The sequence below is a fragment of the Bacteroidales bacterium genome (genome assembly GCA_035299085.1).
In the GTDB taxonomy this organism is placed as follows: Bacteria; Bacteroidota; Bacteroidia; order Bacteroidales; family UBA10428; genus UBA5072.
In genome coordinates this window covers 143,672-160,558 of record DATGXG010000026.1, presented here as the reverse complement: position 1 = coordinate 160,558, position 16,887 = coordinate 143,672, and the positions used below count along the sequence as shown (strand labels likewise).

The following is a 16,887-nucleotide window of genomic DNA, read 5'->3' as shown; positions in this document are numbered from 1 at the left end:
CATCTGAATGGTGACAAGACCGTTCGCCTGCCGATTCTTACTTCATGCTGCCCGGGTTGGGTTAACTTCTTTGAATCGCAGTTTATTGATATGCTTGAAATCCCTTCAACTGCCCGTTCACCGCAGCAGATGTTCGGATCGATTGCAAAAACATACTTTGCTGATAAGATTGGCGTGAAACGCGAGGATATGGTTGTGGTTTCCATTATGCCCTGCCTTGCCAAGAAATACGAATGTACACGTGATGAATTCAAGGTGAACGGAAATCCTGATGTGGATTATTCTGTTTCCACCAGAGAGCTGGCACACCTTATCAAACTCGCCAATATTGATTTTCACAGTCTGCCTGATGAGGATTTTGACAACCCGCTGGGTGAATCAACCGGTGCCGGTGTCATTTTCGGTGCAACAGGAGGTGTTATTGAAGCTGCCGTAAGAACAGCCTATGAAGTATTCACCAAGAAAACTCTTCAGAAAGTTGACTTCCAGGAACTCAGAGGTATGGACGGAATTCGTGAGGCAACAATCGATTTCGACGGACTTCCCATTAAGATCGGCATTGCTCATGGACTTGGCAACGCCCGTAAACTGCTCGAAGACATCCGCAGTGGTAAGAGTTCTTACCATGCCATTGAAATCATGGCCTGCCCGGGTGGTTGCATAGGCGGTGGCGGACAGCCCTTACACCATGGCAACTTTGATATACTCAAGAAAAGGATGGCTGCCCTCTATCGCGAGGATGCAGGCAAGGCAATCCGGAAGTCACATGAAAACCCGTATATCATTAAGCTGTACGAGGAGTTCCTGGGTAAGCCCATGAGTGAAAAATCACATAAGCTGCTTCATACACATTATGTAGATAAAAGCAAGAAAATCATTTACATTTAATGTTTTTAATTTTAAGTGAAGAAATAACATGTCCAGAATAAAAGTTGAACTGAAAAAGAAAGATGTGGATACCATTAAGGAAATCTGCAAATCTTTCAATAATGAGCCCGGAGAACTGATCAACGTGCTTCATAAAACTCAGCATACATTCGGTTACCTGCCTGCAGAAGTTCAGGAAGTGGTGGCCAAGGAGCTCAGCGTTCCTGTAGCCAAGGTTTATGGCGTGGTTACCTTTTACAGTTTCTTCTCGATGATCCCGAAAGGAAAGCACCCGATTTCAATTTGCACGGGTACTGCCTGTTATGTAAGAGGTGCCGAGAATGTGCTGGCTGAATTCAAAAAGAATCTCAAGATCGAGGTTGGAGAAACCACGGCTGATGGAAAGTTTTCAATAAGCTGCCTTCGTTGCGTAGGTGCCTGCGGACTGGCACCGGTTGTAATGGTGGGCGATAAGACCTACGGCCGTGTTTCACCTGAAATGGTAAAGGATATTCTGAAGGAATACGAGGAATAAGGTGGTAATTGTAATGAAACTAAGGGCTGTCTTAATAGGCAGCCTTTTTTATTATATGTGATGTTTGGTATTTTAGTCTGTAGTCTGTAAGTCTGTTAGAAAAACTTCTTAAATCAAAAATCGGTGTTCATTGTTCGGTGTTCGTTTACTGAGACCAATATGACTAATGGGACGAATGGGACCGCAGGCATCCAGTATCCAGTATCCGCTTCGGCAAGCTCAGCGACCGGGTTTTATATTATCGAACGGCATGACTTCGATACTTCGGCAAGCTCAGTAACCACAAACTCAGTCATGCTATTTTTATCCAGTATCCAGCATCCAGTATCAAGTATCCAGTATTCAGTATCCAGTATCAAATAATCAAATCACCTGCACAATAATTATAACTTCTCTTTAGTTAATTGCTAATGGACAATTTTTTCTGTAACTCTGCCTGTAATTTTCCGTACTAGAAGTTGTTATTAAAACTGACAGTCAAAAATTTTTGTTTTGTAAAACGTGACACCATGACAATCAAGAAAATCCTCATTTCGCTCGTTCTCGTTGCAATCCTTGCAATCACAGCTATATCCTGCAACGGTACAAAAAACATTTGCCCGGCTTATTCTGATGCAACAACCGAAATGCAGCAGGATAAATCCAACAGTTAAAAAGATATTTTTAACCTGGCATCAATATTGTTATAATTTCCTTGCGCTTTTCATCGTATATTTGCATCTGATTTAACCACATAGTGAATTGAAAAGTTATATTCTAATTTTTCTTTTGATTTCGCTATGCCAGATTGTTGTTGGACAAGGAGATCTCGATAACCAGGAAAAACTGATCTTTCAAAACGAAAGAAGCGTTTCACTCTCACTCAATTCCAACGGATTTGGCGCAGGATATCGTTTTGGGAAACGCAAAACATATCTTACCAAAAAATTGTATGATATAGAAATCGCCTATATCAAACATCCCAAAGAAGCCAAAGTAGCTCCCGATGTGATTGGTTATTCCACCAGCAGGAGGTATGTTCCGGGCAAGCTGAATCTTTTTGTGAATCTGCGACCTTCGATCGGTTTCCAGCGTGAAATTTTCTCCAAGGAAGATCGCGGTAGCATAGCCATAAAATATTATTATGGCATCGGGCCCAGCCTCGGAATCACAAAACCCATTTATCTCACCTATATTATCGGTGACGCGACAAGTTATTATACTATCGAACAAAAATACTCACCAAACCAACAGCAGCAATATGGTTATGGTATAGCCGGAAGGGCATCATTCTGGAAAGGATTCAATGAACTTGCAATCTATCCCGGTGCACACGCCAACCTGGGCTTCAGCTTTGAATACAGCCCTTTAAACCGCCTGCTAAATGCCATTGATGTAAGCGCCACATTTGATGCTTTCTATAAAAAAATTCCCATCATGGCATCGAAATACAACAGCCAGTTTTTTCTCACTCTTTCAGTGGCATACCGATTCGGATGGGTGGTAGACGCCAAATATAAACCTGCCAAAATAACAAAAGAAGGCAAACGCCAAAAGAAGGAATAACCCCCCTTAATTTTTGTCAAAAAGCAAGATTTTTAATACCTTCGCCAAGTAAGAAGTTTCTTTTCATAACCAATAAATTAACGTACAAAATGGCTAAAATAAAAGTAGGTATTAACGGTTTCGGAAGAATCGGAAGGCTCGCTTTCAGGGCTACTTTCCTCCGTGACGACATTGAAGTTGTTGGTATAAATGATCTTATAGATGTTGAATACATGGCTTATATGCTGCGGTATGATACCATTCATGGTGGTTTTAAAGGTTCCGTGGCTGTTAAGGACGGTAAGCTCGTTGTAAATGGAAATGCCATTCGTGTCACTGCAGAAAAGGATCCGGCTAATTTGAAGTGGAATGAGATTGGTGCTGAATATGTAATTGAATCAACCGGTTTATTCCTTTCCCGCGACAAGGCCGAGGCTCACCTTAAAGCCGGAGCAAAACGGGTAATTTTATCCGCTCCTTCCAAAGACGATACGCCTATGTTCGTTTTTGGTGTAAACCACAATACCTATAAGAAAGAAATGGATATCATTTCTAACGCTTCATGTACTACAAACTGTCTGGCTCCCGTAACAAAGGTGCTGCATGACAATTTCGGTATTGTTGAAGGTCTTATGACAACAGTTCACTCAACCACAGCTACCCAGAAAACCGTTGACGGTCCGTCAGCAAAGGACTGGAGAGGCGGCCGTGCAGCTGCAGGTAACATCATACCTTCATCAACAGGTGCTGCAAAGGCTGTTACCAAAGTTATTCCCGAACTGAAAGGAAAACTTACCGGTATGTCTTTCCGCGTTCCTACGCTCAATGTTTCTGTTGTTGATCTAACCTGCCGTCTTGAAAAAGCTACCGATTATGAAGCTATCAAGGCAGCTATGAAGAAAGCCGCTGAAAACGAACTTAAAGGTGTTCTTGGCTATACCGAAGACGAAGTGGTTAGCAGCGATTTCATCGGTGATTCCCGCACATCCGTGTTCGATGCAAAAGCCGGCATCATGCTGAATTCTAATTTTGTTAAGATCGTTGCATGGTATGACAATGAGTGGGGTTATTCATGCAAACTGCTGGATATGATCGTTCATATGAACTCAGTTAAATAATTGTAACCGATTTGTTACCATCCAAATCCGGCAGAAACCTGCCGGATTTTTTATTTTTGCATGAAATATATAAATTTGAACAACGTTCATTTTGTATTGTTTGTTTAATTGACTAAGGGTTTATACTTACAAAACGTTTCACATGAAAATCAAATTTGTTGATTTATACCCCTTTACCATCCCCGTTTTCCTGCCGATCCTTTTGTTTTCCTGTACGCATGATCCTGTTACTGTAGCCGATCTGGATACAGTTTGTTTTCAGACACAGGTTTTGCCAATCATCCAAACATCATGCGGAATGTCGGGATGCCATGACGGAAGCCAGGAAGGTTTTTTGGCAACAGACTATTCCTCCATTATGGAAGCTGTTAAACCCGGTGATCCAAGAGGAAGTAAGCTTTACAAGGTAATAACAAACGTGAACGGTGAGAACTTTATGCCTCCTGACCAACCATTGACTCGCCTGCAAAGAAGTCTTATAGAGGTTTGGATTCAGCAGGGTGCTAAAAATACAACATGTAAATCACCGACAGATACAACCACACCTCCCCCGGTTGCCGACGAGGTATGTTTTGTACAGGACATTCTGCCAATGATGCTTTCAAGCTGCGGTGTTACAGGGTGTCATGATGCTGCAACCCACGAAGAAGGTAAAATATATATCGATTATACTTCAATCAGAAAAGGTGTAGTGGCCAATAACCCTCAAAGCAGCCAGATTTACCAGGTGATGAATGCTTCGGGTGAAGACAGGATGCCTCCTTCGCCCAGGCCTGCCATGACAGCTGCCCAAAAAGACGCTCTCCGGAAATGGATACTGGCCGGTGCTGAGAACACGGATTGCCCGCCAGCAGTATGCGATACAGCAGGAACCATGAGCTTCACGGCTGATGTAACCCCTGTTTTGAAAGCCAATTGCACCGGTTGCCACAATTCTTCTCTTGCAAGCGGAAATGTAAACCTCTCTACGTATGCCGGTGTGGATGCCGTAGTGAAAAGCCAGAGGAACGGCACATCGGTACTTCAGGGATCCATTAAAAGACTTAATGGTTTTACCGCCATGCCACCCACTTTTTCACTTGATGACTGCAGTGTGGCCACTATTGATAAATGGATCGCACAGGGCGGTTTAAACAATTAGCATCAACAACGCTCAATGGAATACTATGAAACCAGTTGCCATTTTCCTTTTCCTTATCTCAGTCGTTCTGCTTTCAAGATGTTATTATGACAGCGAGGAGTTCCTTTACCCCGACACAGGGAATGCCTGTGATACTGCCAATGTTACTTATGCACAATCGGTTGTACCTATTCTTCAATCGTACTGCCTTTCATGCCACAGCAATTCAGCAGCTCCGGCGCTTGGCGGAAATGTGAAACTGCAGGATTATGCCGACGTGAAAGCACGCGCTGATGACGGAAAACTGGTTGGAACCATGGCCCATTCACAGGGCTATGTTCCGATGCCCCAGGGCGCTGCCAAGCTCGATGATTGCACCATTTCAACCATAAAGATTTGGGTGAGGAACGGAGCGGCGAATAACTGATACTGGATGCTGGATGCTGGATACTGGATGCTGGATGCTGGATACTGGATGCTGGATACTGGATAAAAACAGCATGACTGAGCTTGTCGAAGTCATGCCATTCGATAATATAAGACCCCGGTCGCTGAGCTTGCCGAAGCGGATACTGGATACTGGATGCCTGCGGTCGCATAGGTCTCATAGGTCACATTGGTCCCAATAAACAACACCGAACACCGAATACCGATTTACCATGAAAATACTCACACTTTTCCTAGCTCTTCTTCCCCTGTCCCTCTTCGCCCAGGATATCGACCAACTGCTTAATGAGGCCACCGGCGGAGGTACAGAGTATGCTACTGCTACATTTAAATCAACACGAATTATCAACGGCCATTCGATCGAGCGCATGCCCGCCGGGCAACTTGATTTCAGGATCAATCACCGGTTCGGACAACTGAACACCGGTGCCTATAACCTGTGGGGCCTTGACCAGGCAAACATTCATTTCAGCCTTGAATATGGTATTACCAACTGGATCATGGTTGGCATAGGAAGAGGTACCTATGAGAAGACCTATGACGGATTCCTGAAATTCTCCCTTCTCCGCCAGTCGAAAGGAGACAGGAATATGCCCGTATCCGTTTCGTGGTTCAGCAGCATAGCCATGAATACATTAAAATGGACAGGCGAAGGAAAACTTAACGACTGGGACAGGGTGAGTTATGTCCACCAGTTGCTTGTAGCCCGGAAATTCGGCGAGCGGTTTTCATTGGAACTAAATCCTACCCTGGTTCACCGGAATATGGTAGGCACCGAACTCGACCCGAATGACACCTATGCTATGGGTGCAGGGGCACGATTTAAACTTACCAAGCGGTTTTCATTGAATGCTGAGTATTATTACATTCTACCGCCATTTCATGATTACAGGACTGAAAAAACTTATAATCCGCTTTCTATCGGTGTTGACATCGAGACCGGAGGTCATGTTTTCACCATCATGTTTACCAATTCTCTGGCCATGATTGAAAAAGGATTTATCGGCGAAACTACCGGTGACTGGCGAAATGCCGGAGTCCATCTTGGATTCAATATATCACGCGTTTTTGCTTTAAAATAATCTGTAAAACTTTAGTGTATGAAAAAATCATTCATTCTATTGATGTTGCTGGCGTCATTCCAGATGGGGTTCAGCCAGAAACTTATATCGAAAAACAGCCATATCTGGTTCAGCGCCACTACTCCCCTGGAGAATATTGAAGCTCATAATAAACAGGCTGTCAGTATTCTGGATCCAACAGCAGGAACTTTGGCATTCAATGTGCTGATTAAAGGCTTTGAATTCAAAGTAGCCCTTATGCAGGAACACTTTAATGAAAACTACCTTGAGTCGGATAAATACCCGAAATCGAGCTTCAACGGAAAAATCAACAATAACAGCGAGATCAATTATAAGAAAGACGGTACCTATACGGCAGATGTTTCAGGAGATCTTACCATTCACAACGTGACAAAGCCCGTTTCAACCAAAGGTACCATAGAAGTAAAAAACGGCACTGTTACAGCAAAAGCTCAGTTTACTGTAAAACCTGCTGATTATAATATCATCATTCCTGCCCTTGTTGAAAATAAAATAGCAAAGGAAGTCACTGTCAATGTTGAAGCACCTTATCAATCCAATTAAATACTTACTCCCATGAAACCGAAAATCCGTCTTCTTGTTATTGGAGTTGTTTTAGCTTTTATTGCAGCCGCCCTTGTTTGGAATTATACATTTAAAAAAGCTGACACCAATGTATCGGCAAGGAAGGCGGATTTTGAACTTAAGGCATCTGAACTAATCGCCGCATTCGACAGCAATGAAGCCGCTGCCAATACACAGTATCTGAATAAAGTTATCAGCGTAAACGGGATGGTGGAGTCCATATCAGAGGACAGCCTGGGTATTTCGGTTTACCTGAAAGAGCCGGATGCCATCGGGGGCGTCATATGCGGCTTTGATTTGAAATCGAATGATGTTTCCCTTATACGAAAAGGAAGCAGTATTACAATTAAAGGTATCTGCACGGGATACCTTCTGGATGTGGTGATGAATAAGTGTTCGGTTGAAAAGTAAGACCCGGCTGTTAAATATACTCGATCAGCTTGAAAGGTACTTTTACAGTGTTGCGGTAATGTTCGCCAAGGCTGAAAATGGCTTCATCATCCTCTTCATAATACCAGTTGATTGAAACAAGCTTACCTTCGTCATGCTTCTTTTTTAATATCCTGAAAATGCCCAGCAGGTATTTTGATGACCCGCTGTTTACATATTCAAGGCTCATTTCAAAATTTGTCGTTTCAACCGGATTCTTAAAATATTCTTCGAGCCATTCAATAATAGGATCATAGAAATCTCCCGGATTTTCGGGAATCGACCGGCCCTCCAGCTTCATAACACCGGTTTCGGGATTGAAGGTTACGCTGGGAGTATTGGGCGTTTTCTTAATGATCAGCTCTTTCATATATAACATTTTAAATTTTATTTATACCGTAAACAAAATTCCAACGGTATTAAAAGTCATATTTGACGACTAAAGATACAATATTTCCAATGAGAATTCCTAGTGCAGTTTTTAAATTAAGGGGAGAGTTATAAACAGCGAACTACAGCCGTCATTGCGAGGAGCTTGGAATATAACTGATTATAGTTAATAATTAATGCGACGAAGTAATCTGCCTGAACAGGAAGACCATTGCCAAGAAAGAGAGGCACCGGTGTAGCACTCTTTGTTGCGCTCTGCCTGTGCGGGCAGATTGCTTCGTCGACTTTAAAATATCGGTATAATCAGAGTTTTGTCACGCTCCTCGCAATGACGGCCTTGATCACTGATTCATAAACCCCTGTTTCCTTATCACCTCCAGGTACTTGTTGGAAAACGTCACATTGTCCTTTTTTGTATACCGCCTGTGGGCGAATATCTGTGCAAGGGTTTCCATGTTGTTTTCCTGCAGAAGCTTTGCGGTTAAGGGCAGGGCCTCCTTTTCAGTGTAAAGCCTGTCAATATCATCATTTGAATAATCACTGTACTTCTCAAAGTGTACTACTGCTTCCACCGGCAATCGGTCGGTGAGTCCCGGTAACTCATCGGGGTAGCCCATAACTACGGTTGTAACTGGAACTACGGCCTCAGGAAGATCAAGTATTTCAATAATTTTATCTGCATTGTAAGTCGTGGTACCCAGGTAACATATACCCAGTCCGTTTTCCTCAGCGGCCAGGCAACAATTTTGCGCAGCCAGAAGGGCGTCAATTACAGCCGTCATAAAAGACAGAAAATTGTCATACCCTGGCTCTGCTTTCCTGTGGCGGCACCATTTATTGAACCGGTTGAAATCGGCACAAAAAGTTAGAACAACAGGTGCCTGCTTTACCATGTTCTGTTTAAAATGCACCTCCCACAGCTTTTCCTTCAGCTCCTGGCCTGTTGTAACAATAATACTGTAAACCTGCATGTTCCCGGTTGTGGACGCGCGTGTTCCTGCTGTCAGCACTGTATTCAGCAGCTCATCACTTATTGGGTCCGCTTTGTATTTGCGAATGCTGCGGTGTGATTCTATGGCTTTAATCATATATGTGGTATCTGTTTGAAGGATTTCGCCCCCGTTCGGTCGAGGTTCTACCTCGGTCGTATATATCTTTTCAGGCTGTGCCTGAAAGTAATTAATTCAATCAGGCGGAGCCTGATTAGATAAGTCGACTAAGGCAGAGCCTTAGCCGAACGAACCACCAGTTACCAGTCACCAGTTACCAGTCACTAATCACTGATTTCAAACGGTACCCCGAGCTCAATTGCAATTTCCTTCATCTCACACGCAATGGCATTGAGAACGGATATGCCTTCGGCTTTGATTTTCTGCTCTTTTTCACGCTCCGGGTCACCGGGAATAATCACTTTATCGTGACCTTTTGCCGGCTTTGCATTTCTGAATGTGGTTATCCACTCATCCATAGAGGACTTGAACGATTCGGCATCCTGGAATGCATCAATGCGCATGGCTCCGAAAAAGTGACCGGTTCCCTCCCCTACTTTTTTCTCGAGTACAGGGAGATAGGCAACTGAAGGAGGTACAAAGGGACCAAAATTGGCACCCGAGAAGACCGCTGAGAAAATATCCACGATGGCACTCAGGCAAAATCCCTTATGACTGCCATGAACATAATCACCACCGAGGGTAAGCATGGAACCGCCCGATTTTAATATGGCGGGATCATCAGTGGGCGACCCTTCCTTATCCTGTACAAAACCCAGCGGAACTTTTTCCCCTTTCTTTTCAGCAACAGCCAGTTTCCCCCGTGCGATGGGCGTAGTGGCAAAATCAGCCACAAAAGGAGGCTGTTTTCCCGCCGGAATAGCTACTGCAATGGGATTGGTTCCAAGCATCGGACTTACTGAGAAAGTGGGTGCTACAAGTGGGTTTGCATTGGTCATCGACATTCCTGTCATATCGTGTTTCAACGCCATCATGGCATAATAGCCGGCTATTCCGTAATGATTTGAATTCCGGGTTGAAACCCAGCCGCTGCCTGATTTCTGTGCCTTTTCTATGGCAATTTCCATTGACCTTGTGGCAGCAACCATCCCGACAGCCCCGTCTCCGTCGACAACTGCGGTGGACGGCGTTTCATGAACAATCCGTACGTTTGGCTTTACATTGATCCGGTTGGCTTTCCAGAGCTGGAAATAATCCTTGATCCGGATCATACCGTGAGACGGAAGCCCCCTCAATTCTGCTGCAAGAAACACATCGGCAATCTTTACCGAATCTTCCCTGCTGCATCCCATTTTCATGAATACATGGGCTGTGAAATCATGTAGATACTGAACACTGTACATTGCTGTAATTTTTAGGGCAGCTAAAATACTAAATAAGGTTGTAAAGGTTTTCTCATTTAATAGACTATTTTTGTTGCTTACCCGTTTATAACCTGAACACTATATAAAGAACATTTGAAACGGACATTCTTTTTCATTGCCTTTTCTGTTATTCTTCTTCAGGCTCAAGCGCAAAAAGAGGTTGTGCTGCGCAGTCCAAATCATGATGACGACTGGCTCCATTTCGGGTTTTCACTCGGAGTAAACACGATGGATTTCAATATAAAGCATAGTCAGATGGCCGTTGATTCGGGAATTTACACCGAAGTCAGCACACTCCGTCCCGGTTTTCACGTGCATGCCATTTCAAACCTCAGACTTGCAAAAAACTTCGACCTGCGGTTTACACCCGGAATTGCTTTCGGCGGTGTAAGAGAAATCAATTTTGTAACTAAAAACACTTCCATCGATCCGCGGGATATCCCTTTAAAAATCGAATCGAATTTCCTTGAGTTTCCCCTTCTTGTGAAATATAAATCAAAACGCTTCAGCAATTTCAGGCCATACCTCATTTCAGGAGCTAACATGCGGGTTGACCTTGCTGCAACTAAGAAAACATGGGGAAGATCGAGGAAAGAAAACAACCTGGTTCTACTGAAACCTTTCGATTTGTATTATGAATTAGGGACTGGATTTGACTTTTACCTAGACTTCACCTTAAAAATCTCCATTGAATTGAAATATTCGGTAGGAGTGACAAATGTTTTGAAAACGAATGTACCTGAAGGACCGGATGCGATTTATACACACGTTATCGACAAGCTTAATTCAAGGATGTTTATGGTAAGTCTGCATTTTGAGTAATTTTGCAGCTTATTTTAAACCTCATTCATTGAAAAAAGAACTGTCCCTTATATTATCGCCTTACGAATCTTCCTCGGAAGAATTATACAAACCTGCAGTTGCCCGGGCTCTGGAAATAAGCGAAGACGAGATCAGCTTCATCCGTATTATCCGTAAATCAATTGATGCCCGCGGCAGAAATATTAAGATGGATTTGACCTTCCAGGTATTTATAGGTGAAGAACCTTCTTCACCGGTTGAAAATACTTTTAACTATCAGAACGTATCCTCAAAACCCGAAGTGGTTGTAGTTGGAACCGGTCCTGCCGGGTTGTTTGCTTCCTTAAGGCTTATTGAACTGGGGTTTAAACCTGTGATTCTCGAAAGGGGAAAACAGGCGCACGAGCGGAAACAGGATATCGACATGCTCGAAAGCAACCATATCCTCGACGAGAACTCCAATTATTGTTTTGGCGAAGGCGGAGCCGGGACTTTTTCCGACGGCAAGCTTTACACCCGTTCAAAGAAAAGAGGTGATATCAACCGTATACTAGAAATTTTTTATCTGCACGGTGCTGATGAAAGTGTGCTTTATGAAGCCCATCCTCATATAGGCTCGGATGTGCTCCCTACTGTTATCGCCAATATGCGGAAAACAATACTAAATGCAGGTGGCATTCTGAATTTCAATACACGGGTAACGGACATAGGTGTTTCGGGCGACAAAATTACTCATGTGCTTACCGATAAGAACGAAAAGGTAACTGGTAAGGCTTATATTTTAGCAACAGGGCATTCTGCCAGGGATGTGTATTATCTTTTTCAGTCGAGAGGAATTCAGATCGAATCCAAAGCCTTTGCCATGGGCGTAAGGGTTGAACACCCGCAGGAACTGATTGATAATATACAGTATCACTGCCGCAAGGATAAATACCTGCCGCCGGCGAGTTACAGCCAGGTTGAACAGGTGAATGGCCGCGGTGTGTATTCATTCTGCATGTGTCCCGGTGGGCAAATTGTTCCCTCAGCTACAGCTAATTATGAGATTGTTGTAAACGGCATGTCGCTTTCAAAGCGGAACTCCCCTTTTGCCAACTCTGGTATCGTTGTGCAGGTAAATCCTGAAGATTTCCGGTCGTACCAGAATATGCAGGGATTGGCAGGTGTCCATCTCCAGGAATTGCTTGAACAGAAGGCATATAAACAGACGCATAAAGGGCAATCCGCCCCGGCCCAGCGACTTACTGATTTTGTATCAGGCCGGCCCTCGCAAAATTTGCCGGTTTGTTCCTATCTGCCAGGAACCATAGCTTCGCCAATGCACGAATGGCTTCCTGATTTCATGAAAAGAAACCTGCAGGAAGGGTTCAGGATGTTCGACAGGAAAATGAAAGGATTTCTCACCCGCGATGCGGTTATTGTAGGGGTGGAATCAAGGACTTCATCACCAGTACGAATTCCGCGTGATCCGGACAACGGGAATCATGTTAAAATCAAAAACCTTTTCACAGCGGGTGAAGGAGCAGGATATGCAGGAGGAATTGTTTCGTCGGCGGTGGATGGGGAGAATATGGCTGTGATGTGTGGCAGGAGCCTTGTTTGATAGGGTTTGATAGGGTTTGAGGATGAAGTTTAAAAAAAGTTTGAAGAAATTATTCAAAGGGCTAAGCCTTGCAAGAATGCTAGGCGAAGTCTCCGACTTCGTCTGAACGGTACAATTCTTTTAAATATTTGTCGGAGACTTCGCCTAGCATTGAGTTCAAACAGCGAAGCGTTCAAACTGATTTTTTCAAACCTGCTTTTTGGTAAACCACCCTCACCGGTTCAATGGTCACCAGCACACCTTTCTTCGTTTCTTCAAGCAGGGGCGTAAGAAAAGTACAAAAATCTTCCAATACTTTGGTTACATCAATCATCTCAATTACAACCGGAAGCTTTTCAGTGAGTTCCCAGTACCGCGAGGTGCTTATATGACTGCTGCTGGCCCCGTACCCCATGATACCCCGGTAAACCGTAACACCAGTGATACCTTTGTTTTTCGCTTGATGTACAATGTATTCATACAAAAGCTTTGAACCCATTTTATCGGTTGAACTGATATGGATTTTCAACGCACTACGGTCTGTGGTTTCCATAGTTATAAAGAATTAGTGGTTGCATATCCCAGGTATACGGCGGCAAATCCCAGGATAACGCTCAGGCATGTATAAAGCAAAACTGCAGCGTATTGTCCGTTGTGCATCAGCATCAGGTTCTCGTTGCTGAAACTCGAAAATGTTGTAAATCCCCCGCAGATACCGACCATCAGGAAAAGTCGCCATTCTGTAGAAAGCAGGTTGCTTTTTACTGAAATGCCTGTCAGAAACCCGATGATAAAGCTTCCTACCACATTAACAGTAAGGGTGCCAACCGGTATAGATAATATATCATAACGCAGGTTAAGCCTTGATACGAAGAACCTTGCGACACTGCCGATAAAGCCGCCAAAACCAACAAGAAATACCTGTTTAAGCATAGGCATAAATATAGTGAATTTGCTTTTATGTCTATAAAATACATGAGTTTGTATAATATTTTTGTACCGGTTGGTTTGCAAATCTACCTTTAACCCGAACTTCAACTAATACTATTTGTATGGCTAAAGATCGATTATCTTTTTTTACCCTTTTATTTAAAAAAACATTCTTTTTTCTCTCTTTTGGTCTTATCGGAATCGGCACAGTTTCAGCCCAATCCTATAAAGTAAGCGGCAAAATCATTGACAAAACCGACAATCAACCGGTTATCGGCGCTTTTGTATTCCTCACCGATGTTAAGGATACAACCAATCGTGTAGCAGGGACTACCGATGTGGACGGGAAATTTCTGCTTACAGGCCTTAAAAAGAAAGCCTATCATCTGACTATTCAGAGCATCAATTATGAAAAAATCAGGCAGGAAATAACCCTGACAAAACAGGTGACCGACCTCGGAACCTTTACACTTGAAATGGCCAGCAAAATGCTGAAGGAAGTCGTTGTTGTAGGCCAGGGAACAGCAGTTCAGAAAGGTGACACAACGGTTATGACTGCCGAATCATTCAAAGTAACGCAGGATGCCAACGCTGAAGATCTTGTGAAAAAGATGCCGGGGATTACCGTTGAAAACGGAACAGTGAGTGCCCGTGGTGAAAAAGTGGAAAAAGTACTTGTTGACGGGAAACCTTTCTTCGGCGATGATCCTTCAGTTGCACTTCGAAACCTGCCTGCAGAGGTTATTGACAGGGTGCAGGTATTCAATAAGCTGAGCGACCAGGCCGAACTGACAGGGTTTGATGATGGACAATCATCACGGACAATCAATATTATAACCAAAAAAAGCAGCAAATTCAGTTCATTCGGTAAGTTTACCGGAGGTACCAATTTCGATGATAAATACCTGGCTGGAGGAAGTTTTAACCTTTTCAGGGGACAACAACGGTTTACTTTCAGCGGTATGACCAATAACATAAATCAGTCGAATTTTGCCATGCAGGACCTTATTGGTGCCACTTCAGGAGGATCCATGCGGACCGGCTGGGGCGGAAGAAGCTTCGGTGACTGGGGTGGTATCAGTAAAAACAGTTCATTAGGTTTCAATTATATAGATAATTGGGGTAAAAAAATATCGGTTTCAGGAAGCTATTTTTACAACACATCTTCTACAACCCGGATCACCAATAAGGATATTGAATACCTGTTAATTGACCAGGGAAACTTCGAACAGGATTCGGCTTATACCACTTCGAAAAACCAGAACCACCGACTGAATATGAGAATCGAGTACAATATCGACTCCATGAATTCAATGGTGATTGTTCCAAGGTTCAGTCTGCAGGATAATTCGAACAATTCATTTTCACAAAGCCTGATCTCAGGAGGTGATATTAATTCTCAAAGTATTGAACAGACTTTTTCAGATAACCTGGGATATAACCTTGGTAATGACCTTACCTGGAGGCATAAGTTTGTGAAGAAAGGAAGGACCCTCTCGATACGGTCATCGGTTTCTTACGATAAGAGAAATAATGACATCACTGACCTCGCAACAGTTGACACTATTCCGGATAACCAGTTAATTGACGGGCTTACCAATAATCTAAACTTAAATACCAATTTCAACTACACTGAACCCCTTGGAAAATTCAGCCAGTTACAGTTTAACTACAACAATAATTTCAGGGGCAGCGATAACAGTCGAAAAGTTTTTGCCCTTGATCCCGAGAATCATAAATCAAATTCCATGGATTCCCTTTCCAATGTTTACAACAATAACCTGTATGCTAACCGCGTGGGATTATCCTGGCTGTATAATAAAAAGGACCTGAATCTTATGGTGGGATTGAACTATGAGCGTTCAGACCTGAAAGGCCAGCAGGATTTTCCGAAACAGGCCAAAGTGAACGAAACTTTTCAGAGCTTTCTTCCTAACCTTATGCTGAATTATAAGTTTTCGGCAATCAGTAACCTCAGGGTGTTCTATCGTACAGAAACCGACGTGCCTTCAATAACTGAGTTACAAAATGCAATTGATAATTCCGACAGGAGAAAGATCAGAACAGGTAATCCTTTCCTGAAGCAGGAATACTCACACAATTTGATGTCAAATTTCTCCTATGCCAATCCGACTTCAGGTTTTAATGCTTTCGTATTTGTGAGAGGACAGTATGCAAAGAACATTATTTCAAATAAGACCATTTATGCCCAGAACGATACGCTCCTGAGGCCTGATGGCATTGACGTAACTCTTTACCCCGGAAGCCAGCTTTCATATCCTGTAAACCTGGATCATTCGTACCAGCTGAATTCAATGATTAACCTGAGTTACTTTGTGAAGCCGATTAAAAGTAACGTCAGCCTTGTAAATGGTTTTAATTATAACCAGACACCAGAGTTTGCACAGACTCTGATCAATCGCTCCAACAATTATTCATTGATGAACAGCCTCATCATCACAAGCAACATCAGCTCAAATGTTGATTTTACTGTATCATATACCTCCAATTACAGCATCACCAAATATTCTCTTGATTTCATGGATAGGAAAATATACTGGTATCAGTCAGCCAGTGCCAAACTTAACCTGATCCTGTGGAAAGGTATAGTGTTTAATACGGATGTCGTTGGACAGTATAACAAGGGATCACAAATGAACGATGATTACACCGAACAGTACTTTGTATGGAATGCCAGTATAGGGAAGAAGTTTCTGAAAAGTAAGGCGGCTGAAGTGCGGTTAGGTGCCTATGACATTCTTAACCAGAATCAGAGTATTTCGAGATCTGTAACGGCTACCAGCATGACCGATACCAGGATCAACGCCTATAAACGTTATTTCCTTGTATTGTTTACTTATAATTTACGGTCAAGTCGTGGTGCTCCCCAGGAAAAACAGGAACCGGGCAGGACATTCCCCGGCGGACCTCCTCCGGGCATGCCTCCGGGAGGTTTCAGGCCGGGTGGTGGACCTCCGGCCGGCGGACCTCAGGGTGGTTATCATGATCACGGACCGGGTGGATTCTGATAAAACAAAAAACCGTCTTGAGAGACGGTTTTTTATTTTAGGGACGATAGGGACGATAGAGACTATAGGGAGCT

At 43.4% G+C, this 16,887-nt stretch carries 18 protein-coding genes; 13 read left to right on the top strand and 5 right to left on the bottom strand.

From position 1 onward, the window contains the following. From VK179_08710 to VK179_08665, 10 genes are all read left to right on the top strand, one after another. Positions 1-888, top strand: an 888-nt coding sequence (locus VK179_08710; protein HLO58806.1) for a [Fe-Fe] hydrogenase large subunit C-terminal domain-containing protein, incomplete at its 5' end; no start/stop codon positions are given. A 28-nt stretch (positions 889-916) separates the two neighbouring features. After that, on the top strand, positions 917-1,402 hold the full coding sequence (nuoE, locus tag VK179_08705; GenBank protein HLO58805.1) for an NADH-quinone oxidoreductase subunit NuoE: 486 nt from the start codon (positions 917-919) through the stop codon (positions 1,400-1,402). 509 nt (positions 1,403-1,911) lie between these two features. Next, the gene (locus tag VK179_08700; protein HLO58804.1) at positions 1,912-2,055 is read left to right on the top strand and encodes a hypothetical protein; all 144 of its coding nucleotides are present in this window, start codon (positions 1,912-1,914) and stop codon (positions 2,053-2,055) included. An 88-nt stretch (positions 2,056-2,143) separates the two neighbouring features. Then, on the top strand, positions 2,144-2,947 hold the full coding sequence (locus VK179_08695; GenBank protein HLO58803.1) for a hypothetical protein: 804 nt from the start codon (positions 2,144-2,146) through the stop codon (positions 2,945-2,947). Positions 2,948-3,036: 89 nt separating this feature from the next. Next, positions 3,037-4,044: a type I glyceraldehyde-3-phosphate dehydrogenase gene (gene gap / locus VK179_08690; GenBank protein HLO58802.1), complete on the top strand. Its 1,008-nt coding sequence runs from the start codon at positions 3,037-3,039 to the stop codon at positions 4,042-4,044. Positions 4,045-4,186: 142 nt separating this feature from the next. After that, positions 4,187-5,185: a hypothetical protein gene (locus VK179_08685; protein HLO58801.1), complete on the top strand. Its 999-nt coding sequence runs from the start codon at positions 4,187-4,189 to the stop codon at positions 5,183-5,185. A gap of 25 nt (positions 5,186-5,210) precedes the next feature. Beyond that, positions 5,211-5,591, top strand: a complete 381-nt coding sequence (locus tag VK179_08680) for a hypothetical protein (protein HLO58800.1) — start codon at positions 5,211-5,213, stop codon at positions 5,589-5,591. A 232-nt stretch (positions 5,592-5,823) separates the two neighbouring features. Next, the gene (locus tag VK179_08675) at positions 5,824-6,693 is read left to right on the top strand and encodes a DUF5777 family beta-barrel protein (protein ID HLO58799.1); all 870 of its coding nucleotides are present in this window, start codon (positions 5,824-5,826) and stop codon (positions 6,691-6,693) included. Between the two features lie 18 nt (positions 6,694-6,711). After that, positions 6,712-7,257 (top strand): YceI family protein, encoded by a 546-nt coding sequence (locus tag VK179_08670; protein ID HLO58798.1) that lies wholly within the window; start codon positions 6,712-6,714, stop codon positions 7,255-7,257. 12 nt (positions 7,258-7,269) lie between these two features. Then, positions 7,270-7,689 carry a hypothetical protein gene (locus VK179_08665; GenBank protein ID HLO58797.1) on the top strand — a complete coding sequence of 140 codons (420 nt, stop codon included), beginning with the start codon at positions 7,270-7,272 and terminating at the stop codon, positions 7,687-7,689. 10 nt (positions 7,690-7,699) lie between these two features. Here the strand turns inward: VK179_08665 and VK179_08660 are convergent, their stop codons facing one another. The 3 genes from VK179_08660 to VK179_08650 form a co-directional block, all read right to left on the bottom strand. After that, a complete protein-coding gene (locus VK179_08660) occupies positions 7,700-8,077 on the bottom strand; it encodes a DUF1987 domain-containing protein (protein ID HLO58796.1) in 378 nt (125 codons plus the stop codon). A 361-nt stretch (positions 8,078-8,438) separates the two neighbouring features. Further along, on the bottom strand, positions 8,439-9,185 hold the full coding sequence (locus VK179_08655; GenBank protein ID HLO58795.1) for an NADPH-dependent oxidoreductase: 747 nt from the start codon (positions 9,183-9,185) through the stop codon (positions 8,439-8,441). A gap of 185 nt (positions 9,186-9,370) precedes the next feature. Then, on the bottom strand, positions 9,371-10,450 hold the full coding sequence (locus VK179_08650; GenBank protein ID HLO58794.1) for an Ldh family oxidoreductase: 1,080 nt from the start codon (positions 10,448-10,450) through the stop codon (positions 9,371-9,373). 114 nt (positions 10,451-10,564) lie between these two features. Here VK179_08650 and VK179_08645 point away from each other — a divergent pair, with 114 nt between their 5' ends. Then, positions 10,565-11,293, top strand: coding sequence for a porin family protein (locus tag VK179_08645; protein ID HLO58793.1), 729 nt, complete (start codon positions 10,565-10,567; stop codon positions 11,291-11,293). 28 nt (positions 11,294-11,321) lie between these two features. Next, the gene (locus VK179_08640; protein ID HLO58792.1) at positions 11,322-12,875 is read left to right on the top strand and encodes a hypothetical protein; all 1,554 of its coding nucleotides are present in this window, start codon (positions 11,322-11,324) and stop codon (positions 12,873-12,875) included. Positions 12,876-13,047: 172 nt separating this feature from the next. Here the strand turns inward: VK179_08640 and VK179_08635 are convergent, their stop codons facing one another. Beyond that, on the bottom strand, positions 13,048-13,407 hold the full coding sequence (locus VK179_08635; protein ID HLO58791.1) for a DUF190 domain-containing protein: 360 nt from the start codon (positions 13,405-13,407) through the stop codon (positions 13,048-13,050). A 2-nt stretch (positions 13,408-13,409) separates the two neighbouring features. Continuing rightward, a complete protein-coding gene (crcB, locus tag VK179_08630) occupies positions 13,410-13,787 on the bottom strand; it encodes a fluoride efflux transporter CrcB (protein ID HLO58790.1) in 378 nt (125 codons plus the stop codon). Between the two features lie 119 nt (positions 13,788-13,906). Between crcB and VK179_08625 the strand changes: the two genes are divergently transcribed. After that, a complete protein-coding gene (locus tag VK179_08625) occupies positions 13,907-16,813 on the top strand; it encodes a TonB-dependent receptor (protein ID HLO58789.1) in 2,907 nt (968 codons plus the stop codon). The last annotated feature ends 74 nt before the right edge of the window (positions 16,814-16,887 follow it).

What these genes read in the sequence shown, in the direction of transcription:
- nuoE (HLO58805.1), top strand. Translation starts at nt 917, where the DNA reads ATGTCCAGAATAAAAGTTGAACTGAAAAAGAAAGATGTGGATACCATT.
- VK179_08700 (HLO58804.1), top strand. Translation starts at nt 1,912, where the DNA reads ATGACAATCAAGAAAATCCTCATTTCGCTCGTTCTCGTTGCAATCCTT.
- gap (HLO58802.1), top strand. Translation starts at nt 3,037, where the DNA reads ATGGCTAAAATAAAAGTAGGTATTAACGGTTTCGGAAGAATCGGAAGG.
- VK179_08685 (HLO58801.1), top strand. Translation starts at nt 4,187, where the DNA reads ATGAAAATCAAATTTGTTGATTTATACCCCTTTACCATCCCCGTTTTC.
- VK179_08680 (HLO58800.1), top strand. Translation starts at nt 5,211, where the DNA reads ATGAAACCAGTTGCCATTTTCCTTTTCCTTATCTCAGTCGTTCTGCTT.
- VK179_08675 (HLO58799.1), top strand. Translation starts at nt 5,824, where the DNA reads ATGAAAATACTCACACTTTTCCTAGCTCTTCTTCCCCTGTCCCTCTTC.
- VK179_08670 (HLO58798.1), top strand. Translation starts at nt 6,712, where the DNA reads ATGAAAAAATCATTCATTCTATTGATGTTGCTGGCGTCATTCCAGATG.
- VK179_08665 (HLO58797.1), top strand. Translation starts at nt 7,270, where the DNA reads ATGAAACCGAAAATCCGTCTTCTTGTTATTGGAGTTGTTTTAGCTTTT.
- VK179_08660 (HLO58796.1), bottom strand. Translation starts at nt 8,077, where the DNA reads ATGAAAGAGCTGATCATTAAGAAAACGCCCAATACTCCCAGCGTAACC.
- VK179_08655 (HLO58795.1), bottom strand. Translation starts at nt 9,185, where the DNA reads ATGATTAAAGCCATAGAATCACACCGCAGCATTCGCAAATACAAAGCG.
- VK179_08650 (HLO58794.1), bottom strand. Translation starts at nt 10,450, where the DNA reads ATGTACAGTGTTCAGTATCTACATGATTTCACAGCCCATGTATTCATG.
- VK179_08635 (HLO58791.1), bottom strand. Translation starts at nt 13,407, where the DNA reads ATGGAAACCACAGACCGTAGTGCGTTGAAAATCCATATCAGTTCAACC.
- crcB (HLO58790.1), bottom strand. Translation starts at nt 13,787, where the DNA reads ATGCTTAAACAGGTATTTCTTGTTGGTTTTGGCGGCTTTATCGGCAGT.
- VK179_08625 (HLO58789.1), top strand. Translation starts at nt 13,907, where the DNA reads ATGGCTAAAGATCGATTATCTTTTTTTACCCTTTTATTTAAAAAAACA.